The following is a 25,618-nucleotide window of genomic DNA, read 5'->3' on the forward strand; positions in this document are numbered from 1 at the left end:
CGCCAGGATGATGGTCATCAGTGCGCCGCGTGAGCGGTTTATACTCATGTCTCTTTGCTACTACCGCGGTTGAAACTATCCATGCGTAACGATGCCCACGACGATTTTGATGATGTGCCAACCCTGCGTGCCGGCACCCCGGATGACGACGAACTGTTGCCGGCGCGTGTGTCGCGCAACCGCCAGAAGGCCACCAGGCCCGCCAGTACCGGCCCACTGTGGGCGTTGCTGGGGGCTTCGTTCATCGCGCTGGCCGGGCTCGGCTGGTGGAGCTTTCAGCAGATCTCGCTGATGGAGCAGCAACTGGTGGCCACTCAGGAAAGCTTTGCGCGCATCAGCGAGGAAGCGGCGGGGCGCTTGCAGGCGATCAGTGGCAAGGTCGCTGCCACCGAGAGCTCTACCAGCACCGGCAGTGAGGCGCTCAAGCTGCAGATCCGCCAACTGCAGGCCAGCCTGGCCGAGCAGGGCAAGCAACAGCAGGGGGTGGCCGGGCAGACGGGTGACCTGGGCAAGCGTCTGGAGCAGGTGCTGGCCGATACCCGCGAGCAGCAAAAGGCGGTAACTGAGCTGCAAACCCAGTTACAGGCGCAGTTGAAGGCGGTGAATGCCGAGCTGGCGGCGTTGAAGTCAGGCCAGGTGGATGGCGGCAAGCTCGATGGGCAGCTCAAGAGCCTTAGCGAGGAGGTGGCCGCACTGAAGAAGCAGGGCAACCCGAAAGCGGCGATCGAGAGCCTGGAGCAGGACGTGCTGGTATTGAAGAGCCAGGTGGACAATCGCCCGGCTGCGGCGCCAGCAAGTGGCGCTTCGGTGCAGGAGTTCGATGCGTTTCGTGGGCAGACCACGCGTAACTTCAACACCTTGCAGAGCCAGATTCAGAACCTGCAGCAGCAGATCAATGCTCGGCCTTAGGGCCTTAGGGGAGGGCTTCGCCCTCCTTTCGCGACACAAGGCCGCTCCTACACGAAATTGAGCGGTCGACTGTCGGGGCGGCCTTGTGTCGCGAAGGGCCGCAAAGCGGCCCCGGCGATCTGACTTACAGCCGCGGGTAATCGATGTACCCCACCGGCCCTTTTGCATAGAAGGTCTCCGGGTGCGCCTGGTTCAGCGGCGCATCGGCTGCCAGCCGTGCCGGCAGGTCCGGGTTGGCAATGAACGGCACGCCAAATGCCACCGCATCCGCCTTGCCACTGGCCAACGCGGCATTGGCACTGGCCTTGTCGAACCGCTCGTTGACGATGTAAGGGCCACCGAACGCTGCTTTGATCAGCGGGCCGATACTGTCATCGGCTTCTTTCTCCCGAGAGCAGATGAAGGCGATACCCCGCTTGCCCAGTTCCCGCGCTACATAGGTGAAGGTCTCGGCGCGGTCGGCATCACCCATGTCATGGGAGTCTGCGCGCGGTGCAAGGTGCACGCCGACACGGCCTGCGCCCCACACGCCGATGGCGGCGTCTGTCACCTCCAGCAGCAGGCGGGCACGGTTTTCCAGTGAACCACCGTAGCGGTCGGTGCGCTGGTTGGTGCTGCTCTGCAGGAACTGGTCGAGCAGATAGCCGTTGGCACCGTGAATTTCCACGCCATCGAAACCGGCAGCCTTGGCGTTCTCTGCGCCACTGCGGTAAGCCTCGACGATGTCGGCGATTTCTTCGCTTTCCAAGGCCCGTGGGGTCGGGTATTCGGTGATCGGGCGCACCAGGCTGACATGGCCCTTGGGCTGGATGGCGCTGGGAGCCACCGGCAGTTCACCGTTCAAATAGCTGGGGTGGGAAATGCGGCCAACATGCCACAACTGCAGGAATATACGACCGCCTGCGCCGTGCACGGCCTTGGTCACGTTGTTCCAGCCGCGTACCTGCTGGTCGTTCCAGATGCCTGGCGTATCAGGGTAGCCGACGCCCATGGCAGAGACCGAGGTCGCTTCACTGAGGATCAGCCCGGCGCTGGCGCGCTGCACGTAGTACTCGGCCATCAGCGCGTTGGGCACCCGGCCTTCGTCGGCGCGGCAGCGGGTGAGCGGCGCCATGATGATGCGGTTGGGCAGTTGCACATCGCCCAGTGTGATCGGATCGAAAAGCGTGGTCATAACGGGTTACCTACCTTGTCAAAGCGCTTGGCGCAGTTGTTCGAGGAACGCCTGGATGGTGGCTTCGTCGCGTTTGAAAAAATGCCACTGGCCGATCTTCTGGCTGCTGATCAGGCCTGCGCGCTGCAACGTTGCCAGGTGGGCAGAAACGGTCGACTGCGACAGGCCGCAGCGTTGATCGATCTGGCCGGCACAGACACCGTGCTCGGTGCTGTGGTGCTGGGCGGGAAAGTGCGCTGCCGGGTCTTTCAGCCAGTTGAGGATTTCTCGCCGGACCGGGTGGGCCAGGGCTTTTATTATGTCGTCGAGATCGAGAGGCATGGTGTGGGGCTCGTGGTGTAGCGGTATATCGCGATATGACGAAATATAAATCGGTATTTCGCGATATAGAAATATGAAGTGGTTCTGAGCTGAGCGCGAATCGTTATATCGCGTTATAACGATATACGGATGCGCAGTGCTAAACTGCGCCCATGAATTACCTCGCACACCTGCACCTGGGCGGCCCGGCGCCGCAACAACTGCTTGGCAGCCTGTACGGCGATTTCGTCAAAGGCTCGCTGGAGGGGCGCTTTGCGCCAACGCTGGAGGCTGCCATTCGGCTGCATCGGCACATCGACAGCTACACCGATCAGCACCCGTTGGTATTGGCAGCGCTGGCGCGGTTCCCCCGGGAGCGGCGCCGCTATGCCGGGATCATTGTGGATGTGTTCTTCGACCATTGCCTGGCGCAACACTGGGGCGACTATGCCGAGCAGCCGCTGGAGCAGTTCACCGGTGCGTTCTATCGCGTGTTGCTGGCCGAGCCCGAGTTGCCAGGGCGGCTGGCGCGCATTGCGCCCTTGATGGCCGCAGATGACTGGCTGGGAGCGTATGGCGATTTTTCCACCCTGGAGCAGGTCTTCAACGGCATTGGGCGACGCTTGTCCCGGCCTGAGGGCATGATGGGCGTGATGGCGGAGCTTGAGCGGTTGTACGAGCCGTTGCTGGCTGATTTCCGTGAGTTCTATCCACAGTTGCAGACGTTTGCCGCCGCACAGAGGTCTGGCCGATAGCGGTGTACTGCCAATCAGGCATCAAGCAGCACGGGCCTGCCGGCGCGCTGCCACCTCGACTTCGCCAACCCCGAACAACGCAATGTGGATAGCCTGTTGCGCCTGAAATGCCAACGCCGCGCGTTCTTTGTCCACGCTGCTGATCGGCTGCAACAGGTGGATGCACACCTCACCCCGCGGCTCGGCGAACAGCCGCATCAGGTGTGACACGAGGTCATCATCACCGATGAACGGCGCAACCAGGTCAGCCTCGCCGTTGCGCAGGTACTCAATGGCAACAGGCTGCACTGCCACACCCTGATCGATGGCGCCTGCCAGCAAACGCCCATGGAAGGTGCGCAACTGGCGCCCGTCGGTGGTGGTGCCCTCGGGGAAGATCAACAGCGGCCTGGCGTCGCCCAGTTGTGCGCTGATCTGTTCACGCAAGCGCTGGCTATCGCCGCCGCCGCGGCGGATGAACAATGTGCCGGCTTTCTCCGCCAGCCAGCCAGCCACGGGCCAGTGGCGGACTTCGGCCTTGGACAGAAACGACAGCGGCAGCAGCATGCCGAGCAGCGGGATATCGGTCCAGGACACGTGGTTGCTGACCCACAACATCGGCCGTTTGGGCAGTTCACCGATTACCCGCACGTCGAAGGGCAGGGCAGCGACCAGGCGTTTCATGAACAGGCAGGTCCAGCGCTGGCGGCGCTCGATGGAGGCCTTCATGCCCATGCGTTCACCGATGGCGATCACGCTGGCCATGAGCATGCCGAAAAGCAGTACCAGCAACAGCCTTGCGAGGCGGGCGAACACCCGCAGTTTGGGCATCAGACCGCTGCCTTGAAGTGGCGGGCGTAACGTGGGCAGAGGTCATCACGCTTGAGCAGGATGAACACGTCGGCCACCTGGAAGTCCTCATCCCAACAGGGTTCACCGCAGATCTTCGCACCCAGGCGCATGTAGGCCTTCAGCAGCGGCGGCATTTCGGCGATGACGTTGTTCGGCAGGGCCAGGGTGGGCAGCGGGTTCTTTGGCTCCGCACGCAGGTGTTCGTTGCACAGGTAACGCTCACGCAGGCGTTGCATGATGGCATGGGCCTGAACCCCGCCATCCTGCATGGGGATGCTCGCGCAGCCCATCAGGTAGCTGTAGCGGCCTTCATTGAGCACTTCGGCCAGCTCACCCCAGAGCACAGCGATGGTGCCGCCGTTGCGGTAGCCGGGGTCGACGCAGGTGCGGCCCAGTTCGAGGATTGGGCCTTGCAGTTGCAGCAGGCCATGCAGGCTGAATTCTTCTTCGCTGTAGAAGCGCCCCAGGCTGCTGGCGGCCTGATGGTCGAGCAGGCGGGTGGTGGCGACCAGTTCGCCGGTGTTCAGGTCGCGTACACCGATGTGCCGGCAATGTACGTCGTAGTCATCCATGTCCAGGCCCAGTTCAGCGCCCTTGAGCCTGGCCTTGAATTCTGCGCTGAACACTTTGTAGCGCAGGGCCTGTGCTTCCTGCAGGGCCGCGGCGCCGACCAGGCGTTCGGCTTGCAGACGGCGTTCAGTGCTGTTGTCGCCAGAGCGAGCTGTCCGAGTCATTGCGAGTCTCCCTAAGCCAGCCATGAAGGGTTGCGGCCGGTCGGCTTTGTTGTGCAAAGTCAGCCTAGGTAGGCGCGGTGTCACCCCTGTGAACCTTTGGTGATGCTTGCGTGACACCCCCTGACAAGCGAGGAGCGTCCGATGGCCTGGTTGCAACGACTCAACGATCCCTTTCGCCAGCCTATGGCCGGTACTTTGGGTGAGGCATATGCCGCGCAGCTCGAGCGCCTCGGTGGGTGCACGCCGTTCGAGCTGGCGGTGCTGGGTGGGCGCGCCATGGCCACACCCGGCCTGGCGTTTCTCATTGGCTACCAAGCCGCCTTGCGCATGCTGTGGCCTAGCGCCCCGGCCAGTCTCGGCGCGTTATGCGCCACCGAGCGGCGTAGCGTGCGCCCTGCGGACATGCAGACGCGCCTGGAGGGTTTACGCCTGACCGGCCGCAAGGACTTCGTGACCGCCGGGCTTGACGCCGAATGGCTGCTGGTGGCGGCGCGCAGCGAAGGGCAGGGTGAAGCACCGCGCCTGAGCCTGGGAGTGGTTTATCCGGGTGAGCCAGGAGTGACCCTGGAGGCGTTGCCGACCCTGCCTTTGATGCCTGAGGTCGGCCACGGGCGCCTGCAACTGCACCAGGCTGCCTGCGAGTTGTTGGCAGGTGATGGTTGGGATGCGTACGTCAAACCGTTTCGCTCGCTGGAAGATTTGTACGTACTGGCGGCGATGGTTGCCTGGTTGTATGGCGTAGCGCAGGAATGCGGCTGGCAACAGGAGCTGCGGTTGCGCCTGATTGCCTTGTTGGCCGGCTGTGCCGAGGCCAGCCGCCAGTGCGCCGACAGTGTTGGCTGCCATTTGTTGTTGGCGGGCTTGTTTGCGCAGTTTCAGGCACTGAAAGGGGCCATCGACAAAGCGCTGTCGGCCGGGCCGGCGCAATGGGCGCAGTTGTGGCAGCGTGATCAGGGGGTGATGGCGCTGGCGACGGCTGCTCGGGAAAAGCGCCTGGCCAAGGCTTGGGAGGCAGCCGGATTGTCATGAACGCCTGCCAGGATCGCCTGATCCGTTGAAAACCCGGGTCGCCTTGCGGCCCCAAGAGGCGTTTATGTTGAGGGCAGGGTTGTTGATCCTGGCGGTGGCGGTCGGTTCGGCCAGGGCAGAGGACTGGCCCCTACCGGATTGGCAGGCCGACATCACGGCCATCGACTGGCAGGCTGTCGACAGCTATGCCTTCCCTGAACGCGACGCCACCAAGCGCAGCGGCATTCGCAGCGACGCCCTGCTGATCATCCGTGACGGCCGTATCCTGCACGAACGGTACGCCGCACCTACCACCGCGAAAACCGCCCACCTGACCTGGTCGGTGAGCAAAAGCGTGCTGGCGACAGTGCTGGGCGTGGCCCAAGGTGAGGGGCGTTTTCAACTGCAGGACCCTGCGGCCCGCTTTTACCCGCCCATGCAGGCACACCCCGACGTGCGTCTGGCCGATCTGTTGCATTGGGCCAGTGGCCTGGCCTGGCAGGAAGACTACGAATACGCACCGCTGAAATCCTCGGTAGTGGCCATGCTCTACACGCGCGGGCGCCATGACATGGCGGCTTATACCGCTTCAAGGCCCGTCGCCGAAAAGCCCGGGCAGCGATTCATTTATTCGAGTGGCGACAGCAATGTCCTGGCCGCCGCATTGCGCGGCATGCTCAAGGGCAGTGCTTACCCTGACTACCCCTGGCAGGCGCTGTTCACCCCTCTGGGCATTCACAGCGCCGTTTGGGAACGCGATGGCAGTGGCACCTTCGTTGGCTCTTCCTACCTCTACCTCAGTGCCCGTGACCTGGCGCGCATCGGCCTGTTGATGCAGCGTGAAGGACGCTGGGGTGGCCGCCAGTTGCTGCCGGCAAGCTGGGTTGCTTTCAACCGTACCCTGTTCAGCCAGGCCACACCGCTGCCCGGCGAAGCCAACCCGGGTGGCCACTGGTGGCTCAACCAGCCACTGCCGGGCAGTGCTTCACCGTGGCCTGACGCGCCGGCAGACACCTATGCCGCCCTCGGCCACTGGGGCCAGGCCCTTTACATACTGCCGACCCACAAGCTGGTCATCGTCCGCTACGCCGACGACCGTGATGGCAGTTACCGCCATAACGAACTGCTCAAGCGTGTGCTGGCAGCGCTGGCCAAGGAGGGTGCATGAAGCGCCTGCTGGGGCTGGTGATGGTTGCCTTGTTGGGCTGGGCCTGGCTGGAACGCCAGGCATTGGCGGATTTCCCCGGTATTCTTTCGGCTTATTCGGCCAAGGAATATTGCTCCTGCCGTTTTGTCATGGGCTTGGACCCCGCCTATTGCCGGGGTTATGTCGCGCAGTGGTTGCCGTTGAGCATGCTGGAGGAGGACAGCCAGCAGCGTCTGGTCGTCGCAGCGGGCCTGGGCCAGCGCAATCAGGCGGCATGGCAGGGGGCGCAGGCTGGCTGCCGCTTGCTGCCATGAAGACGGCCGGGTAAGGTTGGCGGTCTGGTTTCACGAGATCTGTCATGTTCAAGCTGCCCCGTCTTCTACCCGCACTGTTGCTGGCTCTGTGCCTGCCCGCCCACGCCAATTGGCACCTCGATGGTGAATCCTCACGCCTTTCATTCGTCACCGGCAAGGACGGCGATACGGCCGAGGTCCATCGTTTTCTGGTACTGCATGGCACCGTCGACCGCAAGGGCGCAGCCGGGCTGCGTATCGAGATGGACTCGGTGAGCAGTGGTATCCCGCTACGGGACGAGCGCATGCGTGACGACCTGTTCGAGGTCGGCCGCTTTGCCGAAGCGACGGTCAAGGCCCAACTCGACCTGCGGCCGATAAACGACCTGGCCGACGGCGCGCAGGTCGAATTGCGCCTGCCACTGACCGTTACGCTGCATGGCCAGTCGCACAGCTACAACGCCTTGTTGCTGGCAACCCGCCTCGATGCGCGGCGCTTTCAGGTGGTGACCCTCGAACCGTTGATACTGCACGCCCACGACTTCGGCCTGCTGCCCGGCCTGGAAACCTTGCGCAAGTTCGCCAAGCTCAAATCCATCAACCCGACGGTACCGGTCAATGCGGTGCTGATTTTCAACGCCCGCTGACATGCCGGGGCCGGTCTTTCCCTGGCGCGATGGCAACCAGTTCGAACTGCTGATCGACGGCCCCGAATTCTTTCCACGCATGCTCCAGGCGATCGAGGGTGCTCAAGCCCAGGTCGATCTTGAGCTGTACCTGGTCGAGGCTGGTGCCTGCGCCGAGGCGGTGGTCCAGGCACTGGAGCAGGCGGCCCGGCGCGGTGTACGCGTGCGTTGCCTGTTCGACGACTACGGCTCGCTGGCTTTCAATGCTGCTTTGCGCCAACGCCTGCTGGATGCCGGTGTGTACCTGCGCTGGTACAACCGCCTGCGCTGGCGCCGCGGCCTGCGCAACCTGTATCGCGACCATCGCAAGCTGCTGCTGGTTGACGAGCGCTTGGCGGTGGTCGGTGGTACCGGTGTCACCGATGAGTTCTGGACGCCGGGTGAAGCGACCAGCGAGTGGCATGAGGTGATGGTGCAGATGCGCGGCCCGGTGGTCAGCGATTGGCAGCTACTGTTCAACCGCCAGTGGCAGGCCAACAACCGCCGTACGGCCTGGCGCCCCGCTGAAGGCTTCGGCCTGCCGCGCCTGCCCAAGGTGCCGGTGCAGGGCCAGGGCATGGGCCGGGTGGCCTATGCCGACGCCCGCCAGCACCGTGACATCCTGCATTCGCTGGTGCGTGCGCTCAACAGCGGTAAACAGCGGGTCTGGCTGGCCACACCTTACTTTTTGCCTACCTGGAGCGTGCGCCGCTCGCTGCGCCGGGCGGCAGGCAAGGGTGTCGATGTGCGCCTGCTGCTCACCGGCCCGCGGACCGATCACCCCTCGGTACGCTACGCCGGTCATCGTTACTACCCTCGTTTATTACGCGCGGGGGTACGTATCTACGAATACCAGCCGTGCTTCCTGCACCTGAAGATGGCGCTGGTGGATGATTGGGTCAGCGTCGGCTCGTGCAACTTCGATCACTGGAACCTGCGCTTCAACCTGGAGGCCAACGTCGAGGCATTGGACCCGCCGCTGACGGCCGCCGTGGTCGCCAGCTTCGAGCGCGACTTCAGCCTGAGTGACGAGGTCGATCTTGACCACTGGCACGCCCGGCCGTTGTGGCGCCGCGTGAAGCAGCGGGTGTGGGGCTGGCTCGACCGCCTTGTGGTCAACCTGCTCGACCGTCGCGACTGAAGCAGACTATCGTGCAGTGGTTGTTCCCCAAACTACCGAAGGAGTGGATGCGATGACTGCGAAGAAGATTCTCATGCTGGTGGGCGACTACGTCGAGGACTACGAGGCGATGGTGCCTTTCCAGGCCTTGAGCATGGTGGGCCACACGGTGCATGCGGTGTGCCCGGAAAAAATCGCGGGCCAGACGGTGCGCACGGCGATCCACGATTTTGAAGGCGAGCAGACCTACAGCGAGAAGCCAGGCCACAACTTTGCCCTGAACCATGACTTCGTCCAGGTCCGTGCCGAAAGCTACGATGCCTTGCTGATCCCCGGTGGGCGAGCCCCGGAGTATCTACGCCTGGATGAGCGCGTGTTGGCGTTGGTCAAAGCTTTCGACCAAGCCGGCAAGCCGATTGCGGCGGTTTGCCATGGTGCGCAGTTGCTGGCGGCGGCCGGCGTGCTGGAAGGGCGTGAGTGCAGTGCGTATCCGGCGTGTGCGCCGGAGGTACGTCTGGCAGGGGGGAAGTTCATCGACATCGCCGTGGACCAGGCTCACGTAGATGGCAACCTGGTGACGGCTCCTGCGTGGCCGGCGCACCCGGCATGGCTTGCGGCCTTCCTCAAGGTGCTGGGGACGCGTATCAGTTGAGCGAGTCAAGGAAAGCTGGGATGCACCGGCATTGAAAGCTGCGTAGTGGGCATTTACCCGTTCGGTAGCGGTCCTGGAACAGTTCCTGTCGTGTGGGGAAAAGGTGGGGCATTGGTACGGATGTTAGGGTTTCCCCTCAAGCCCGGCTTAGCCGAGCGCGTCACCCACCTCGACAGAACGACCGCCAAGCATGGAAATACGCCTGTTGCACGGTGCCGCTATCGCGCCTTACATCGATGACCTCGCTCGCCTGCGCCTGACTGTGTTGCGCGAGTTCCCCTATCTGTATGACGGCACAGTAGAGTTTGAGGCCGAGCACATGGCAGCCTATGCCCGCTCCGGCCGCAGCCTGGTAGTGCTGGCCCTGGACGATGGGCGTGTGGTTGGCGCCTCGACCGGCCTGCCACTGGTGGACGTTGCGCCCAAGTTTCAGCAGCCGTTCCTGGCGCAGGGGCGCGACCCTGCCAGCGTGTACTATTTCGGCGAATCGCTGGTGCTGCCCGAATACCGTGGCCAAGGCCTGGGTGTGCGCTTCTTCATCGAGCGTGAATCCTACGCGCACAAGCTGGCCGAATTCGACTACTGCGCATTCTGCACCGTCGAGCGCCCTGGCATGCACCCCAGACGGCCTGCCAACTACAAGCCATTGCACGGTTTCTGGCGAAACCGGGGCTTCCTGCATGACCCATCCCTGCGCACTCATTACGCTTGGCGCGATTTGGGCGAACAGGAAAGCAGCAACAAGATCATGTCATTCTGGCTCAAGGAACTACCCATATGATCCGCGTGGCGGGCTGCCAGTGAACCATAGGGGTGCATGAACGATCGGGGCTGCAAAGCAGCCCCGATACCGCTTACTTGACTTCTACCGCCAGGCTTTCGGCGATCTTGCTCTGCCACAGCGCAGGGCCGGTGATGTGCACCGACTCACCGTTGCTGTCCACCGCGACGGTGACTGGCATGTCTTTGACTTCGAACTCGTAGATCGCTTCCATGCCCAGTTCGGCGAAGGCCAGAACCTTGGACTTGCGAATCGCCTGGGCCACCAGGTAGGCAGCGCCGCCGACGGCCATCAGGTAAACGGCCTTGTTGTCCTTGATCGCTTCGATGGCGGTCGGGCCACGCTCGGACTTGCCGATCATGCCCAGCAGGCCGGTCTGTTCAAGGATCTGGCGGGTGAACTTGTCCATCCGGGTGGCGGTGGTCGGGCCAGCCGGGCCTACCACTTCGTCACCGACCGGGTCGACCGGGCCGACGTAGTAGATGAAGCGGCCTTTGAGGTCAACCGGCAGCGCTTCGCCACGGTTGAGCATCTCGACCATGCGCTTGTGCGCGGCATCGCGGCCGGTGAGCATCTTGCCGTTGAGCAGGATGGTCTCGCCCGGCTTCCAGCTGGCCACTTCTTCCGGGGTGATGTCGTCGAGGTTGACGCGGCGGGCGCTCGGGCCGGCTTCCCAGACGATTTCCGGGTAGGCGTCCAGCGACGGGGCTTCAAGCTCGGCCGGGCCGGAGCCGTCGAGCACGAAATGCGCGTGACGGGTGGCGGCGCAGTTGGGGATCATGCACACCGGCAGGGATGCGGCGTGGGTCGGGTAGTCCATGATCTTGACATCGAGCACGGTGGTCAGGCCACCCAGGCCCTGGGCGCCGATGCCCAGCTGGTTGACCTTCTCAAACAGCTCCAGGCGGATCTCTTCGAGGCGGTTCTGCGGGCCACGGGCTTTGAGTTCATGGATGTCGATGGACTCCATCAACACTTCCTTGGCCATGACTGCGGCTTTTTCGGCGGTACCGCCGATGCCGATACCGAGCATGCCGGGCGGGCACCAGCCGGCACCCATGGTCGGGACGGTCTTCAGGACCCAGTCGACGATCGAGTCGGACGGGTTGAGCATGGCCATCTTCGACTTGTTTTCCGAGCCGCCGCCTTTGGCTGCCACATCGACTTCGACCTTGTCGCCAGGGACGATCGAGTAGTGGATGACGGCTGGAGTGTTGTCCTTGGTGTTCTTGCGGGCACCGGCCGGGTCGGCCAGGATCGAAGCGCGCAGAACGTTTTCAGGCAGGTTGTAGGCGCGACGCACACCTTCGTTGATCATGTCGTCGACGCTCAGGGTGGCGCCGTCCCAGCGCACGTCCATGCCGACGCGCACGAATACGGTGACGATACCGGTATCCTGGCAGATCGGCCGGTGGCCGGTGGCGCACATGCGCGAGTTGATCAGGATCTGGGCGATGGAGTCGCGCGCGGCAGGCGACTCTTCACGCAGGTAGGCCTCGTGCATCGCCTGGATGAAATCGACGGGGTGGTAGTACGAAATGAATTGCAGGGCGTCGGCGACGCTCTGAATCAGGTCGTCTTGCTTGATCACGGTCATGCAGCGCGCTCCTCTTAAAGACGGGAACATTCGTAAAGGCCTTCCGACACTGCACACCTGCGTGTCGAAACGCCTGGCAAGGCGTCGACAGGTCAGGCCGACGCAAAAAGGCGCGGCAGTATAGCGCGCCTGTGCCTGCGAAACACCTGCGTGTGGTCTGGACCATGGTCTGCAGGCGACGGGCATCCTTTTTGCTGCCGATGCCGGCTTGCCTTAGAGTGGCGATGTATAGCCGGAGAAGTGATGACCATGCCTGAACTCTGTGTGGGCGAGCGCCGCTGGACGGTGCCCACCGGCAGCAATCTGCTCGATGCCCTGAACGACGCGGGGCTGAATGTGCCTTACAGCTGCCGTGCAGGTAGCTGTCACGCCTGCCTGGTGCATTGCCTGGACGGGCAACCCGCCGATGCACGGCCCGAGGCCCTGGCGCTGGAAAAACACGCACAGGGCTGGCGGTTGGCATGCCAGTGCCGGGTGATTGACGACCTGCGCGTAGCGGTGTTCGACCCCCTGCAGGACGGCATCTCTGCACAGGTCTGTGCGCTGGACTGGTTCGGTGATGTGCTGCGCTTGCGCCTGCGGCCGGAGCGGGCATTGCGTTATCAGGCCGGTCAGCATGTGGTGCTGTGGAACGGTGCGGTGGCCCGGCCCTATTCATTGGCAAGCCTGCCGGGCGAAGATGACTTCCTTGAGTTCCATATCGACTGCCAGCGCCCGGGCGCCTTTTGCGACAAGGCCCGTGGTTTGCAAGTTGGCGATACGCTGCGCCTGGGGGAACTGCGCGGTGGGGCGCTGCATTACGACCTGGACTGGCAGGGGCGGGCGCTATGGTTGCTGGCAGCAGGTACCGGGCTTGCGCCATTGTGGGGCATCTTGCGCGAGGCGGTGCGGCAGGGGCATCGGGGGGAGATCAGGGTGATGCATGTGGCGCATGATGACGCCGGGCATTACCTGGCTGAGCCGTTGATGCAGATCGAAGGCGTGATTGTCGAGCGGGTACTGGCGGATCAGCTGGATGCAGCGCTGGCGACATTGCGGCCATCATCGCGGCAGACTATCGCGTTGGTGTGTGGCTCGCCGGGAAGTGTAGAGCGTTTCGCGCGGCGGCTGTTCATTGCGGGGGTACCGAGGAATCAGGTATTTGCCGATGTGTTCGTCGAGCATGCCTGAAGACTGTGTGCAGTGATTGAACCGGCGCCGCAGAGCGGCGCCGGTTGAGGCAGATCAGCCGACCAGCGGATCACCGACATGCAGGATCTTCATGCCGTTGGTACCACCGATGGTGTGGTAGCTGTCGCCCTTGGTCAGGATCACCCAGTCGCCTTGCTCCACCAGGCCACGCTTGAGCAGTTCGTCGACTGCCGCCTGGCTGACCTTGTCGGCCGGCAGCGAAGCCGGGTCGAACGCGATCGGATAGACGCCGCGGAACATCGACGCGCGTGCCTGGGTAGCGCGGTGCGGCGACAGTGCGTAGATCGGTACGTGCGAGCGCAGGCGCGACATGATCAGCGGGGTGTAGCCACTTTCGGTGAGGGCGATGATCGCCTTGACGCCGGGGAAGTGGTTGGCAGTGTACATCGCCGCCAGGGCGATGCTCTCGTCGCAGCGCTCGAAGGTGGTGTGCAGACGGTGGCTGGACTTCTGGCTGGTCGGGTGCTTTTCAGCGCCCAAGCAGATGCGCGCCATGGCTTGGACCGCTTCGATCGGGTAGGAACCGGCGGCGCTTTCGGCCGACAGCATCACCGCATCGGTGTTGTCCAGCACGGCGTTGGCCACGTCGGACACTTCGGCGCGGGTCGGCATCGGGTTCTGGATCATCGACTCCATCATCTGGGTCGCCACGATCACCGCCTTGTTGTTGCGGCGTGCGTGCTGGATGATCTTCTTCTGGATGGCGATCAGCTCGGCGTCGCCGATTTCCACGCCCAGGTCGCCACGGGCAACCATCACGGCATCGGAGGCGGCGATCAGCTTGTCGAGGGTTTCGTCGTCGGCAACGGCTTCGGCACGCTCGATCTTGGCCACCAGCCAGGCGCTGCCGCCGGACTCGTCGCGCAGCTTGCGGGCATATTCCATGTCGCTGGCGTCACGCGGGAAGGACACGGCCAGGTAGTCCAGGTCCATTTCCGCGGCCAGCTTGATGTCGGCCTTGTCTTTTTCGGTCAGGGCCGGCGCGGTCAGGCCGCCACCTTTGCGGTTGATGCCTTTGTGGTCCGACAGCGGGCCACCGATGATCACCACGCAGTGCAGTGCATCTGCGGTAGCGGTCTCGACGCGCATGACCACACGGCCGTCGTCGAGCAGCAGTTCGTCACCAACGCCGCAGTCCTTGACCAGGTCGGGATAGTCGATACCGACGATGTCCTGGTTGCCTTCGGTCAGCGGGTGGGCGGTGGAGAAGGTGAACTTGTCACCGATCTTCAGTTCGATGCGCTTGTTGCTGAACTTGGCGATGCGGATCTTCGGACCCTGCAGGTCGCCCAGCAATGCGACATGGCGGCCGTTCTTGGCAGCGATTTCACGGATCAGGCGGGCGCGCGCCTTGTGCTCGTCCGGGGTGCCGTGGGAAAAGTTCAGGCGTGCCACGTCCAGGCCGGCGAGGATCAGTTGTTCGATCACTTGCGGCGAATTGCTGGCGGGGCCGAGGGTGGCGACGATTTTGGTACGGCGGATGGTCATGCACAGACTCCTATAGTGAAGCGCAGCGAAAGGCTACTCCTGAATCGCCCTGTAGTCATTGTTCCGTTGCACTACCTGCAGGCGGGTACGATAGGGCAGCTGCAAGCTGCAAGTTGCAAGCTGAAGAAATATACCGGCACGCCGATATACTCTTTATTAAAGGAGATCCCCATGCGAGCCCTGATCGTTTTTGCCCTGGCGGCCAGCGCCGTCGGCTGTACCCGCTGGTCCATGGACCACCATCTGAACAACGCCTATCGTGCGTACGACCGTGGCGATTGCCAGCGGGTCATGCTCGAGCTGTCACAGGTCGACCGTACCAGCCGCGCGCGGCCGTTCATCCATCCGGAAGTGTCGTTGCTGCGGGGTCAGTGCCTGGAGCGCCAGAAGCTTTTCGTGGACGCAGCACAAACCTACGAATACCTGATCCAGCAGTATCCGCGCAACGAGTACGCCTACCGGGCCAAGGCGCGACTGCAGACTCTGGAGAAGCTGGGCCACTACCGCGCTGGCGAGGGTGCGATGGCCAGCCCGGTGAATACCTCTCCTTGGCGTTAACACCAAGGTATCGTTTATTTCACGGGATTTGCCGCGTGCGCTGCGTTAACCTGTAACTCAGTTGTTACAACAACCGCCAGTACCTCGTATTCCTGGCATCGGGTACGGACTGCAATTGTGACCATGTTCAATCAGCGTCATATCGAACGCCATCAGTTACCTTGTGTACTGAGGGTCTTCAACCGCTTTACCGATCAGCCGATCGGGCAGCTGGGCAATGCCTCGGAAGATGGCTTGATGTTGATCAGCCAGTTACCGGTGCTGGTGGGGCCGGATTTCGAGTTGCAGTTGCGCCTGCCGCTGCCCGGTGGTGGCTTTCAGTTCATCAACCTGACCGCCAGTTGCCTGTGGTGCCGTGAGGACCAGACGCCTGGCCATTACGATTCGGGCTTCATGCTGCTGCAGGCACCACGCGAATACGACGAATTCGTGCGCTCGTTGCGCGACTATTTCAGTTTCCACCCGGCCAACGCTTCCGTCTGAGGCCATGTCCGCTAGAATCGGGGCGACCTTTGATCAGGACGTCCCCGTGACCTCTAGCATTTTCTGGCACGACTACGAAACCACCGGTATCAACCCGCGCTGCGACAGGCCGTTGCAGGTGGCCGGAGTGCGCACCGACTTCGAGCTCAATGAGATCGACGAGCCGATCAGTCTTTATTGCCGCCCCAGCGACGATATCCTGCCGCACCCGGCGGCCTGCCTGGTGACGGGTATCACCCCCCAGCAACTGGCCAGCCAAGGCCTGTGCGAAGCCGAGTTCATGACGCGGGTGCACGCGCAACTGGCCCTCCCGGGGACCTGCGGCGCCGGTTACAACACCTTGCGCTTCGACGACGAGGTTACCCGCTACAGCCTGTACCGCAACTTCTTCGACCCCTATGCCCGGGAGTGGCAGGGCGGCAATAGCCGCTGGGACTTGATCGATGTGGTACGCACTGCTTATGCCCTTCGCCCTGAAGGCATCGTCTGGCCGCAACAGGACGGGCGCACCAGCCTGCGTCTTGAACTGCTCAGCAAGGCCAATGGCATCGAGCATGGGCATGCACACGAGGCACTTTCCGACGTGCGGGCCACCATCGCACTGGCGCGTCTGATCCGGCACAAGCAACCCAAGTTGTATGAGTGGCTGTTCCAGTTGCGCAGCAAGCACAAAGTGATGGAGCAAATCCGTCTGCTGCAGCCGTTGGTGCATATATCGGGGCGGTTCTCGGCGGCGCGCAATTATCTGGGGGTGGTCTTGCCTTTGGCCTGGCACCCACGTAATCGCAACGCGCTGATTGTGTGCGACCTGCAACAGGAAACCCTACCCTTATTAAGGGAAAGTGCCGAGGTGCTTCGTGAACGCTTGTACACGCGTCGTGAGGAATTGTCTGACGGACAATTACCCATACCGCTGAAGTTGGTGCAGATCAATCGCTGCCCGGTAGTGGCGCCGCTCTCGGTATTGCGCGCGCCCGATCAGCAACGGCTCGGTATCGATTTGGCGCTCGTGCAATCACGCGCTGAAGAGTTGGCCAATCAACAGAATGCTTGGCAACACAAGCTGGAACACATTTACGGCAAGGACGACTTTGTTCCGAGTGACGATCCGGAACAGCAATTGTATGAAGGGTTTCTCGGCGACCGCGACCGCCGGCTGTGCGAACAAGTAAGAACGCTGGACCCTGCACAGTTGGGGCAAGGCCACTGGATGTTCGATGACCCGCGCATGCCTGAGTTGTTGTTCCGGTATCGGGCGCGCAACTTCCCGGAAACCTTGAATAGCGAAGAGCGGCAACGCTGGTATGGTTTCTGCCAGCAGCGGCTGAGCGATCCGCATTGGGGTGCACCCAACACGCTGGGTGACTTCGAGCAGGCGCGCCAAAGCGCCTGGGCCAACGCGGACGAGGCCGGGCGTCAGGTGCTGGATGCCTGGCAGGCGCATGCCCGACAACTGGCGGAGCAGTTTGCCATCAGTGTTTGAGTGGTTTTATACAAGCAAACAAAAACGCCGGCATCGTGCCGGCGTTTTTGTTTTTAGCAGTACAGCGATCGAGCGGACAATCAGTCCAGCAGGGTCGCCCAGCTTTCAACCACATCGCCACCCCATTTGGCTTTCCACTCTTTCAGGGTTTTGTGGTTGCCGCCTTTGGTTTCGATCACTTCACCATTGTGCGGGTTTTTGTATTGCTTGACCTTGCGCGCACGTTTGGTGGCGGTGGTCTTGACGGCGCCACGTGGCCCTTTGCTCAGTTTCGACTCCGGGTCGAGCAGGGCAATGACGTCGCGCAGCGATTTGGAGTATTCGCCCATCAGGGTGCGCAGTTTGCCTTCGAACTCCAGTTCTTTTTTCAGCTTGTCATCCTGCGACAGGTTGGCCAGGCGGGCCTGAAGTTCCTTGATGGCTTCTTCGGTGGCGCGGTATTCGTTGATCAGGGACATGGAGTGTTCCTTAAGGCGTGTTCGGAAATGTGTGGAGCAATAATAGACAGGCGAAACTCTCAAGTAAACCTATTAATCAGTTCCTCAACTGTTTATGTCGCTGTGACAAAATATCTCAAGGTTAAAAAAATATTTACATAAGGCCCCGCAATTCGTCATGTTTCACCCTCGCTGTTGCAGCGTGCCGCGGCTTGCGTGTAAGCGAGGAGGCGGGCGGCGGTGGGGTGCAATGATTACTGCGTTTTTCCGGGCGGGCCGCTAGAATGAGCGCCTTTGCGAAGTTCTGGAGTCTTATTCATGCGCACCTATCGTCTGGTGATCGCTTGCCCCGACCGTGTTGGTATCGTGGCGAAAGTCAGTAATTTCCTGGCTTTGTACAATGGCTGGATCAACGAAGCGAGCCACCACTCCGATGAGCAGAGTGGCTGGTTCTTCATGCGCCATGAAATCCGCGCCGAATCGCTGCCATTTGGTATCGAGGCCTTCCGTGAAGCCTTCTCGCCGATCGCCGAAGAGTTTTCCATGGCCTGGCGCATTACTGACTCGGCTCAGAAAAAGCGCGTGGTGCTGATGGCGAGCCGCGAATCCCACTGCCTGGCTGACCTGTTGCACCGCTGGCACACCGATGAACTGGATTGCGAGATCCCCTGCGTGATTTCCAACCACAACGACCTGCGCAGCATGGTCGAGTGGCACGGCATCCCGTTCTTCCATGTACCGGTCGACCCGAAAGACAAGGCGCCTGCGTTTGCTGAAGTGTCGCGCCTGGTTCAGGAACATGCGGCCGATGTGGTGGTGCTGGCGCGTTACATGCAAATCCTGCCACCGCAGTTGTGCCAGGATTACGCCGAAAAAGTCATCAACATCCACCACAGCTTCCTGCCGTCGTTCGTCGGTGCCAAGCCTTACCACCAGGCCGCCCTGCGTGGGGTGAAGCTGATCGGTGCTACTTGCCACTACGTGACTGAAGAGCTGGACGCAGGCCCGATCATCGAGCAGGACGTGGTACGTGTGAGCCATGCCGACAGCATCGAGGACATGGTCCGCTTCGGCCGCGACGTCGAGAAGATGGTGCTTGCCCGTGGCCTGCGCTATCACTTGGAAGACCGCGTGCTGGTGCACGGCAACAAGACTGTCGTGTTCGACTGATACGGGCTTTGGGGCTGCAACGCAGCCCCAGCTATGCAGGGGATGCAACATGACAAGCTCACGCAACAAACCCACCGCATCAGCACCGCCCACCCTCGGTGAAGGCTGCCTTGCCCGCTACGACCCCGATGCCCTGAGCGAACAGGACGGCACCGATTTTCCCGGTGCCGCCGAGCTCTGGCGCCAGCTCAACCCGTCTGACGCCGCCAGCGCTCCAGTAGCGGGCGCGCCAGCAGGCAGACGAACACCGGCCCCCCGGCCAGCAGGTAAAAATAGTAAGTGACCGCACGCCAGATCAGGATCGCTGCGGCAGCGGTGGAGCTGCCCACCAGAGGCGTCAACAGGCTTGCCGATGTCAGCTCGGCGGCCCCGGCTCCGCCCGGCAGCAGGCTGAATTGCCCGGCACTGAGCGAGAGCATCTGCACCAGAAAACTCGGGATCCACGACAACTCCACGCCCAAGCCTTGCAACACCAGGTACAGCACGCTGTAGCGCAGGCTCCAGTGCGCGCAGGTGAGGGTGAACACAAGCACCAACGTGCTTTTGGGAAGCTGCCAGGTCTGCGCCAAGGCATCGATGAAATGCAACAGCTTGCGTGCCCAGCGCCGTTTGCGCGCCGGCGCCATCCCCATGCGCTGCAAAAGCCGCCCGTTGAGGCGCATCACCGTCCGTCGGTAACGTAGCAGCGCCACTATTGCCGCCAGTGCCGAGCACAGCAACAGCGCGCTGCCCAGCAACATGCTCTGCTGGCTGCGGCCAAGGCTGTGGAACAGTGCGTAACCGGCTATTGCCAACATGGCACAGAAGAAGAACAGCAGGTCGTTCAACTGATCCATGGCAAACACCGCGCCGCTGCGTGCCGGGCCGATACGGTCGCGGGCCAGCAGCGCCATGAGTGTCAGCGGCCCACCACTGCCGCCTGGGGTGGTGCAAATGGCGAATTCGGTGGCCATCACCACGCCGAGGCTGCGTACGTGCCCAAGCTTTGCTCCCTGCTGGCCAAGCAGCAGGCGCAGCCGCACGGCATTGATCACCCAGCACAGCAGGATCATGCCCAGCAGGGTCAGCATCAAGCCGGGGTCGAAGGCCTTGAGCCGGGGCAGCAGTTCGCTTCCCCCCAGCAGGGCCGGTATCACCATGGCCGTCACCAAAGCCATGGCCAGCCAGCCCAGACGGTTCATCCGTTTGCCTGGCGCTGTAGCCAGGCCGACTTGGTCAGGGGGGCGCGGCCTTGCATCAGCAGCTTGTCCAGCGTTCGCAGCCAGTAATCTCGTGAGGAGCGGTGGCGCATGTCCACCGGATGCAGCCCAAGGCGCAGGGTTTGCGCGTTGCGCCAGCGCCTGCATTGCCAGTCACAGACCACTCGCGACACGCTGCGGCGCCAGGTGCTGCGGGCACTCCAGACCAGGCCGGGGGCATTGAACGCAGTGAAGTCCGGCAAGCGATACAGGTGCTGTGGTGTGCTGGTGTAGCGCAACGGCAGTTGGCTCAGGGCCTGGCGGGTGCCTTGGCTCATCAGCCAGGCCGGGGCGACGAAGCCTGCGACGGGCCAGCCTTGCCGGGCGAAGACTTCAAGGCCGGCCTCCAGGCGTTGCATGGCCTGCGCCTGGTTCAAGGCATAGAATTCACCTTCATGGGTGTACAGGCGGCGCATGAAGTACTCACGCAGGCTGCTTGGCGATGGCCCATCGTCGGCGTGATACAAGCCATGCAACGCCAGTTCATCGCCACGCGCCAGGCGCCGTTCGAGCAGGCGGCAGAATGCTGGGGAGCCTGCCAGCGGGTTGCGGTGATGGAAGTTCGGCACTACCAGCCAGGTCATGGGCACATGGCCCATTTCGTCGACCGCCTGAACGAAGGGCTGGTAGTCCGGCCAGGTCTCAGGCGCGATATCGTGCAGCACGAGCATCAGGCTGCCCGGCGCGGTGCTGGCCTCAAGCATGGGCGCGTACCTGTGGTTGATGGCCAAGCACCGCTTGATAGTGCTGCAGCAAGCCGGCGACGACATTGTCCCACGAATAATGTTGCTCAACGTGGCTGCGGGCCTGGGCCCCGAGCTTGCGCACGCCGGCTTCGAACACCTCACGCACTGCAGTGGCCATGGCCTGCCCATCGTTTGCCCGGCACAGGCGCCCGCACTGCTCATTGACGATCTCGCCGAAGGCCCCGGCGTGCACGGCCACCACGGGAGTGGCGCTGGCCATTGCTTCAAGGATGACCAGGCCGAAGGTTTCCTGGTCGCCGGCATGCACCAGCAGGTCGGCGCTGGCCACCAGCCTGGCGACGTCCTGCGGCGCGCAGAATCGATTGATCACGCTGACGTTGTCAGGGACGTTGGCTGGCATGTTCGAGCCCACCAGCAACAGGTGGTAAGGGCGGCCAAGACGCTGTATGCAATCGAGCAGTACGGGCAGGTTTTTTTCCCGCGAGCCACGGCCAGCGAAGACCAGCAGGCGACTGGTATCGGGTATGCCCAGTTCGGCGCGCAGTTGCGCGTCACGGTGTTGCGGGTTGAACGTGGCCAGATCGACGCCCAGGCGCTGCACATGGACATCGCGCACACCCAGGCGGCGAAGCTTGTCGGCCATCACCTGGCTGGGCGCCAGCACTCGGTCGAAATTGCCGTACAGCTTGCTGACATAGGCTTCTACATTTGGCATGAACCAGTTGCCCATGCGGTTGCTGACCAGCAGCGGCAAGTCGGAGTGATAGAAACCGATCACGGGTACATCCAGCTGACGCCGCGCCTCGAGGGCCGCCCAGGCGGTCAGGTAGGGGTCACCCACCTCGATGAGGTCGGGCTTGAGGCCGCGCAGCACATTGCACCAGGGGGCCAGCCGCACTGGGAAGCGGTAGCCTTTGCCGAAGGGCAGGGGCGGAGCCGGAACTTGATAGATGCCGTCTTCCTGGCGAGCGCTGGCTCCGGGAATCAACAGGCTGTGGCGTACGCCGTCAATGGCGTCGAGACGGTGGTGTTTGGCATCAAGATAAGTGCGTACGCCGCCGCTGGCCGGGGCGTAGAACATGGTGATGTCAGCGATGTGCACGATCAGCATCCCTCCGGGATCGACTTTTGGTCCGTCATCGGGCTGTAACAGGCCGGGGATGACGCGCCTAAGGTTGACCTACCTGAAGGATAGTTTGTTCGGTTGGGTTGGGTTGGGTGGGAGCTGCAAGCTACAAGCTGCAAGCAAGAGGCGGCGCCAAATCCGCTTTTACTTGCAGCTTGCCGCTTGGCGCTAGATGCGGAAGCTGCCTACCAGGTGCTTGAGGCGGGAGGCCTGCTGCTCCAGGTCCGAGCACGCCCGCAGGGTGGCCTGCAGGTTCTCGACCCCTTCCTGGTTGAGCATGTTGATCTCATTGATGTCCATGTTGATCGAGTCGACCACGGCTGTCTGCTCCTCGGTTGCAGTGGCCACCGACTGGTTCATGCCGTCGATTTCACCGATGCGCACGGTGACGCTGTCCAGGCGCTCACCGGCCTGGTTGGCGATCGCCATGCTGTCCTGGCTGTGGCGCTGGCTCTGGCCCATGGTATCGACCGACTCGCGGGCACCGACCTGCAGCTCCTCGATCATCGCCTGTACCTGTTGCGCCGACTCCTGGGTACGGTGCGCCAGGTTGCGTACTTCGTCGGCGACCACGGCAAAACCACGCCCGGCTTCTCCAGCCCGTGCGGCTTCGATGGCGGCGTTCAGCGCCAGCAGGTTGGTCTGTTGGGAAATACTGGTGATCACCTCAAGGATCTGGCCGATGTTCACCGTCTTGCTGTTGAGCGTTTCGATGTGCGCGCTGGAGGTGACGATCAGGTCCGACAGGCGATTCATCGCCTCGATATTGCGCGTCACGACTTGCTGGCCCTCTTCGGCCAACAGGCGTGCAGAGCTTGCATGTTGCGAAGCCTGGGCGGCATTGCCGGCGATTTCCTGGGCGGCGGCACCCAGTTCGTTGATGGCCGCGGCAACGCTGTTGGTGCGGTTGGACTGCTCGTCCGAGTTGGTCATCGACGAGTTGGAGGCGCTGATCACGCGCAGGGCCACTTCGTTGACCTGCTCGGTGGCCGAGGACACCTCGCGGATCGAGCCGTGGATGCGCTCGACGAAGCGGTTGAAGGCGGTGCCGAGGATGCCGAACTCATCATGGTTGTGGATTTTCAGGCGTTTGGTCAGGTCGCCTTCACCTTCGGCGATGTCTTCCATGGCGCGGGTCATGGTGAGCAAGGGTTGCATCAGCACGCGGATCAGCAGGCCCAGCAAGCCAATGATGATCACGACCGCCACCGCCGTGGCGATCACGGCCGACGTACGGAAGTTGCTGAGCATGGCAAAGGCTTTGTCCTTGTCCACCGACAGGCCGATGTACCAGTTGGCCGATGGCAGGCCCTTGATCGGGGTGAAGGTCAGCAGGCGGGTCTGGCCATCGGCCTCGATTTCGGTGAGCTCGCCGGTCAGTTTCGGCGTGTGCTGCGGGAACAGGTCCGACAGCGATTTCATGACCAGTGCCTTGTCCGGGTGCACCAGAATCTTGCCTTGGTCGTTGACCAGGAAGGCATAGCCCATGCCGCCGAAATTCAGCGAGTTGATGATCTGCACCAGGCCGTCCAGGGCCAGGTCGCCACCGACCACGCCGACACCCGCGGACACTTTGCTGAGGATGCCGATGACCATCTGGTTGGTGGTCATGTCGATGTAGGGCTCGGTGAGGATGGCGCCCGGGGCGCTCATGCCATCCTTGTACCAGGGGCGGGTACGTGGGTCGTAGCCATCAGGCATCTTCGAGTCGGGTCGCACGCTGAAGCCACCGTCGACCTTGCCCAGGTAGACGGTCAGGAAGCTTGACGTCAGGGCGCTCTGGCCCATCAGCGTTTCTGCGCTGGCAGGTTGCTGGGCGATGTTCTGCGCCAGGTTTTCAACCAGTTTTATACGGCCTTCGAACAGGTTGCGAATGTTGTTCGAAGTGGATGTGCCCATTTCAGCCAGATAATTCTCCAGGTTTTCACGGATGGCATTACGCTGGAGATAGTCGTTGTAGAGGGTGAACAGGCTGAAGGCGAGTATCACGATCAGTGATGCGGCCAAAAGAATCTTGTGGCTGAAACGAAGGCTTTTGTTCATGGCGTGATCGGTTCCGCTAAGGTTTTTATCGGGCGTTCGCACGAGTACCGCTTAAAACAGTGCAACATCCCGAAAGTCCTTTCAGGGGTGTTCTGTCTTCAAAGGCGAATATCATCCAGAGCTATCGGCTGGTGGGTGGGCAAGCTTGAGCAGAGGATTAAAAAGATGTCGGAAACTTCGACCATAGTTTTAGGTGCCGGCCCGGATGGCCAGCCTGTGCATCAAGCCATGCGCCTGGCTAACCGCCATGGGCTGGTCGCCGGTGCCACCGGTACCGGCAAGACCGTAACCTTGCAGCACCTGGCGGAAATATTCAGTGATGCTGGCGTGGCAGTGTTCGCTGCCGATGTCAAAGGAGACCTGTGCGGTGTCGGTGCGGCTGGAGCGCCCCAGGGCAAGGTGGCCGAGCGCATCGCCGGCATGCCCTGGTTGGGGTACAAGGCGCAGGCCTATCCGCTGAGCCTATGGGATATCGCCGGTCAGTCCGGCCACCCGCTGCGCACCACTCTTAGTGAGATGGGGCCGCTGTTGCTTGGCAATCTGCTAGAGCTGACCGACAGCCAGCAGGCTGCGTTGTATGCCGCATTCAAGGTGGCCGACCGTGACGGGTTGCTGCTGCTCGATCTCAAGGACCTCAAGGCGCTGCTCGCACACCTTAAAGACAATCCCCAGTTGCTGGGCGAAGACAGTGCGCTTATGACCACGGCCTCGACCCAGGCACTCTTGCGTCGTTTGGCAACCCTGGAGCAGCAGGGCGCCGAAGCGCTGTTCGGTGAGCCGGCGTTGCAACTGGAGGACCTATTGCGCACGGACGCTGATGGTCGTGGGCGAATTCATCTGCTCGATGCCAGCCGGTTGGTGCATGAGGCCCCGAAGGTATACGCCACCTTCCTGCTGTGGCTGCTGGCCGAGCTGTTCGAGCAATTGCCGGAGCGAGGCGACGCCGACAAGCCGGTGCTTGCGCTGTTTTTCGACGAAGCGCACCTACTGTTCAACGGTACCCCGAAAGCTCTGCAGGATCGCTTGGAACAGGTGGTTCGGCTCATTCGCTCCAAGGGCGTGGGGGTATTCTTTGTCACCCAGTCGCCGGGCGATCTGCCCGACAGCGTTCTGGCCCAATTGGGGTTGCGCATACAGCATGGGCTAAGGGCCTTTACCGCCAAAGAGCAAAAATCGCTGCGGGCCGTGGCAGACGGCTTCCGCCCCAACCCGGCATTCGACACTCTGGCAGTGCTGACCGAGCTGGGGATTGGCGAGGCTCTGGTGGGTACGCTTGAAGAAAGGGGTACGCCGGCGATGGTTCAGCGGGTGTTGATTGCGCCGCCGCAATCGCGAATCGGGCCGTTGAGTGTGGCCGAGCGTGGTGCGCTGATAGCAGCGTCACCGCTGGCGGGGCGCTATGACAAGCCGATTGACCGGGAGTCGGCGTATGAAATGCTGGCCCGGCGCAAAGGTGAGGCGGTAGAGCCGGTACCGGTGCCCAAGGCGGATGAAGACAGCCTGGTCGACAAGGCCGGAGATTTCTTGCAGAGCGCGGCGGGGCAGGCGATCAAGTCGGCGGTGCGTCAGGCGGCCAATCAGTTGGGGCGCCAACTAGTGCGGGGGTTGATGGGGTCGTTGCTCGGGGGCAAGAAGCGTTAGCATTCACAGGGACCGCGCAGCTCTTGAGGGCTGCGCTGTACCTGTGGGAGCCGGCTTGCCGGCGATGGGCCGCAAAGCGGCCCTTTT

26 protein-coding genes and 1 pseudogene are annotated in these 25,618 nt (G+C 62.4%); 15 read left to right on the forward strand and 12 right to left on the reverse strand.

Annotation, left to right across the window (positions count from 1 at the left end):
- The first annotated feature begins 81 nt into the window (after positions 1 to 81).
- A complete protein-coding gene (locus ACMGF5_RS13765; protein WP_046784887.1) occupies positions 82 to 909 on the forward strand; it encodes an ATPase in 828 nt (275 codons plus the stop codon).
- A 124-nt stretch (positions 910 to 1,033) separates the two neighbouring features.
- Here the strand turns inward: ACMGF5_RS13765 and ACMGF5_RS13770 are convergent, their stop codons facing one another.
- Positions 1,034 to 2,083 (reverse strand): alkene reductase, encoded by a 1,050-nt coding sequence (locus tag ACMGF5_RS13770; protein WP_046784888.1) that lies wholly within the window; start codon positions 2,081 to 2,083, stop codon positions 1,034 to 1,036.
- A gap of 18 nt (positions 2,084 to 2,101) precedes the next feature.
- On the reverse strand, positions 2,102 to 2,404 hold the full coding sequence (locus tag ACMGF5_RS13775; protein WP_046784889.1) for an ArsR/SmtB family transcription factor: 303 nt from the start codon (positions 2,402 to 2,404) through the stop codon (positions 2,102 to 2,104).
- Positions 2,405 to 2,556: 152 nt separating this feature from the next.
- Between ACMGF5_RS13775 and ACMGF5_RS13780 the strand changes: the two genes are divergently transcribed.
- Positions 2,557 to 3,138 (forward strand): ACP phosphodiesterase, encoded by a 582-nt coding sequence (locus ACMGF5_RS13780; protein ID WP_115273660.1) that lies wholly within the window; start codon positions 2,557 to 2,559, stop codon positions 3,136 to 3,138.
- A gap of 21 nt (positions 3,139 to 3,159) precedes the next feature.
- Here the strand turns inward: ACMGF5_RS13780 and ACMGF5_RS13785 are convergent, their stop codons facing one another.
- Positions 3,160 to 3,948 carry a lysophospholipid acyltransferase family protein gene (locus ACMGF5_RS13785; RefSeq protein ID WP_251961982.1) on the reverse strand — a complete coding sequence of 263 codons (789 nt, stop codon included), beginning with the start codon at positions 3,946 to 3,948 and terminating at the stop codon, positions 3,160 to 3,162.
- On the reverse strand, positions 3,948 to 4,703 hold the full coding sequence (olsB, locus tag ACMGF5_RS13790; RefSeq protein WP_174142076.1) for an L-ornithine N(alpha)-acyltransferase: 756 nt from the start codon (positions 4,701 to 4,703) through the stop codon (positions 3,948 to 3,950). The genes ACMGF5_RS13785 and olsB overlap by 1 nt, the downstream gene beginning before the upstream one ends.
- A gap of 141 nt (positions 4,704 to 4,844) precedes the next feature.
- Between olsB and ACMGF5_RS13795 the strand changes: the two genes are divergently transcribed.
- From ACMGF5_RS13795 to ACMGF5_RS13825, 7 genes are all read left to right on the forward strand, one after another.
- Positions 4,845 to 5,732: an acyl-CoA dehydrogenase gene (locus ACMGF5_RS13795; RefSeq protein WP_414156145.1), complete on the forward strand. Its 888-nt coding sequence runs from the start codon at positions 4,845 to 4,847 to the stop codon at positions 5,730 to 5,732.
- A gap of 64 nt (positions 5,733 to 5,796) precedes the next feature.
- Positions 5,797 to 6,879 (forward strand): serine hydrolase domain-containing protein, encoded by a 1,083-nt coding sequence (locus ACMGF5_RS13800; RefSeq protein WP_187306320.1) that lies wholly within the window; start codon positions 5,797 to 5,799, stop codon positions 6,877 to 6,879.
- Positions 6,876 to 7,172, forward strand: coding sequence for a hypothetical protein (locus tag ACMGF5_RS13805; RefSeq protein ID WP_046784895.1), 297 nt, complete (start codon positions 6,876 to 6,878; stop codon positions 7,170 to 7,172). Before ACMGF5_RS13800 ends, ACMGF5_RS13805 begins: the two co-directional genes overlap by 4 nt.
- Before the next feature lie 44 nt (positions 7,173 to 7,216).
- Complete coding sequence (locus tag ACMGF5_RS13810; protein WP_046784896.1) at positions 7,217 to 7,798, forward strand: YceI family protein; 582 nt, start codon at positions 7,217 to 7,219, stop codon at positions 7,796 to 7,798.
- 1 nt (position 7,799) lies between these two features.
- The gene (locus tag ACMGF5_RS13815; protein WP_119688332.1) at positions 7,800 to 8,957 is read left to right on the forward strand and encodes a phospholipase D-like domain-containing protein; all 1,158 of its coding nucleotides are present in this window, start codon (positions 7,800 to 7,802) and stop codon (positions 8,955 to 8,957) included.
- Between the two features lie 52 nt (positions 8,958 to 9,009).
- A complete protein-coding gene (locus tag ACMGF5_RS13820; protein ID WP_012312917.1) occupies positions 9,010 to 9,588 on the forward strand; it encodes a DJ-1/PfpI family protein in 579 nt (192 codons plus the stop codon).
- Positions 9,589 to 9,778: 190 nt separating this feature from the next.
- Complete coding sequence (locus ACMGF5_RS13825; RefSeq protein ID WP_115273664.1) at positions 9,779 to 10,369, forward strand: GNAT family N-acetyltransferase; 591 nt, start codon at positions 9,779 to 9,781, stop codon at positions 10,367 to 10,369.
- 73 nt (positions 10,370 to 10,442) lie between these two features.
- On the opposite strand, the gene ACMGF5_RS13830 is transcribed toward ACMGF5_RS13825, so the two are convergent.
- Positions 10,443 to 11,966 (reverse strand): fumarate hydratase, encoded by a 1,524-nt coding sequence (locus tag ACMGF5_RS13830; RefSeq protein ID WP_016488901.1) that lies wholly within the window; start codon positions 11,964 to 11,966, stop codon positions 10,443 to 10,445.
- 249 nt (positions 11,967 to 12,215) lie between these two features.
- On the opposite strand from ACMGF5_RS13830, the gene ACMGF5_RS13835 reads away from it, so the two are divergent.
- Positions 12,216 to 13,136, forward strand: a complete 921-nt coding sequence (locus ACMGF5_RS13835) for an iron-sulfur-binding ferredoxin reductase (protein ID WP_251962016.1) — start codon at positions 12,216 to 12,218, stop codon at positions 13,134 to 13,136.
- Between the two features lie 54 nt (positions 13,137 to 13,190).
- Here ACMGF5_RS13835 and pyk read toward each other — a convergent pair whose 3' ends face one another.
- Positions 13,191 to 14,645 carry a pyruvate kinase gene (gene pyk, locus ACMGF5_RS13840; RefSeq protein WP_012312923.1) on the reverse strand — a complete coding sequence of 485 codons (1,455 nt, stop codon included), beginning with the start codon at positions 14,643 to 14,645 and terminating at the stop codon, positions 13,191 to 13,193.
- A 171-nt stretch (positions 14,646 to 14,816) separates the two neighbouring features.
- Here pyk and ACMGF5_RS13845 point away from each other — a divergent pair, with 171 nt between their 5' ends.
- The 3 genes from ACMGF5_RS13845 to sbcB all read left to right on the forward strand — a co-directional run bounded on the left by ACMGF5_RS13845 (position 14,817) and on the right by sbcB (position 17,169).
- Positions 14,817 to 15,203, forward strand: a complete 387-nt coding sequence (locus ACMGF5_RS13845) for a hypothetical protein (protein ID WP_046784899.1) — start codon at positions 14,817 to 14,819, stop codon at positions 15,201 to 15,203.
- Between the two features lie 123 nt (positions 15,204 to 15,326).
- On the forward strand, positions 15,327 to 15,686 hold the full coding sequence (locus tag ACMGF5_RS13850) for a PilZ domain-containing protein (RefSeq protein WP_046784962.1): 360 nt from the start codon (positions 15,327 to 15,329) through the stop codon (positions 15,684 to 15,686).
- Positions 15,687 to 15,732: 46 nt separating this feature from the next.
- Positions 15,733 to 17,169: an exodeoxyribonuclease I gene (gene sbcB, locus ACMGF5_RS13855; protein WP_115273665.1), complete on the forward strand. Its 1,437-nt coding sequence runs from the start codon at positions 15,733 to 15,735 to the stop codon at positions 17,167 to 17,169.
- Positions 17,170 to 17,249: 80 nt separating this feature from the next.
- On the opposite strand, the gene mvaT is transcribed toward sbcB, so the two are convergent.
- A complete protein-coding gene (gene mvaT, locus ACMGF5_RS13860) occupies positions 17,250 to 17,627 on the reverse strand; it encodes a histone-like nucleoid-structuring protein MvaT (protein WP_012312927.1) in 378 nt (125 codons plus the stop codon).
- Between the two features lie 297 nt (positions 17,628 to 17,924).
- Here mvaT and purU point away from each other — a divergent pair, with 297 nt between their 5' ends.
- Positions 17,925 to 18,776, forward strand: coding sequence for a formyltetrahydrofolate deformylase (gene purU / locus ACMGF5_RS13865; RefSeq protein WP_012312928.1), 852 nt, complete (start codon positions 17,925 to 17,927; stop codon positions 18,774 to 18,776).
- Between the two features lie 188 nt (positions 18,777 to 18,964).
- Here the strand turns inward: purU and ACMGF5_RS13870 are convergent, their stop codons facing one another.
- From ACMGF5_RS13870 to ACMGF5_RS13890, 5 genes and pseudogenes are all read right to left on the reverse strand, one after another.
- On the reverse strand, positions 18,965 to 19,957 hold the full coding sequence (locus tag ACMGF5_RS13870) for a lysylphosphatidylglycerol synthase transmembrane domain-containing protein (protein ID WP_115273667.1): 993 nt from the start codon (positions 19,955 to 19,957) through the stop codon (positions 18,965 to 18,967).
- Positions 19,954 to 20,718, reverse strand: a complete 765-nt coding sequence (locus tag ACMGF5_RS13875) for a DUF2334 domain-containing protein (RefSeq protein WP_115273668.1) — start codon at positions 20,716 to 20,718, stop codon at positions 19,954 to 19,956. The genes ACMGF5_RS13870 and ACMGF5_RS13875 overlap by 4 nt, the downstream gene beginning before the upstream one ends.
- On the reverse strand, positions 20,711 to 21,832 hold the full coding sequence (locus ACMGF5_RS13880; protein ID WP_115273669.1) for a glycosyltransferase family 4 protein: 1,122 nt from the start codon (positions 21,830 to 21,832) through the stop codon (positions 20,711 to 20,713). The genes ACMGF5_RS13875 and ACMGF5_RS13880 overlap by 8 nt, the downstream gene beginning before the upstream one ends.
- Positions 21,833 to 22,015: 183 nt before the next feature.
- Positions 22,016 to 22,780, reverse strand: a complete 765-nt coding sequence (locus ACMGF5_RS13885) for a methyl-accepting chemotaxis protein (protein ID WP_371316836.1) — start codon at positions 22,778 to 22,780, stop codon at positions 22,016 to 22,018.
- Between the two features lie 93 nt (positions 22,781 to 22,873).
- Positions 22,874 to 23,890: pseudogene (locus tag ACMGF5_RS13890) on the reverse strand (cache domain-containing protein); the annotation flags it as partial.
- A gap of 165 nt (positions 23,891 to 24,055) precedes the next feature.
- Between ACMGF5_RS13890 and ACMGF5_RS13895 the strand changes: the two are divergent.
- A complete protein-coding gene (locus ACMGF5_RS13895; protein WP_414156878.1) occupies positions 24,056 to 25,531 on the forward strand; it encodes a helicase HerA-like domain-containing protein in 1,476 nt (491 codons plus the stop codon).
- The last annotated feature ends 87 nt before the right edge of the window (positions 25,532 to 25,618 follow it).

Origin of the sequence: Pseudomonas sp. BNK-15 (assembly GCF_047456105.1) — a bacterium.
Taxonomy (GTDB): domain Bacteria; phylum Pseudomonadota; class Gammaproteobacteria; order Pseudomonadales; family Pseudomonadaceae; genus Aquipseudomonas; species Aquipseudomonas putida_E.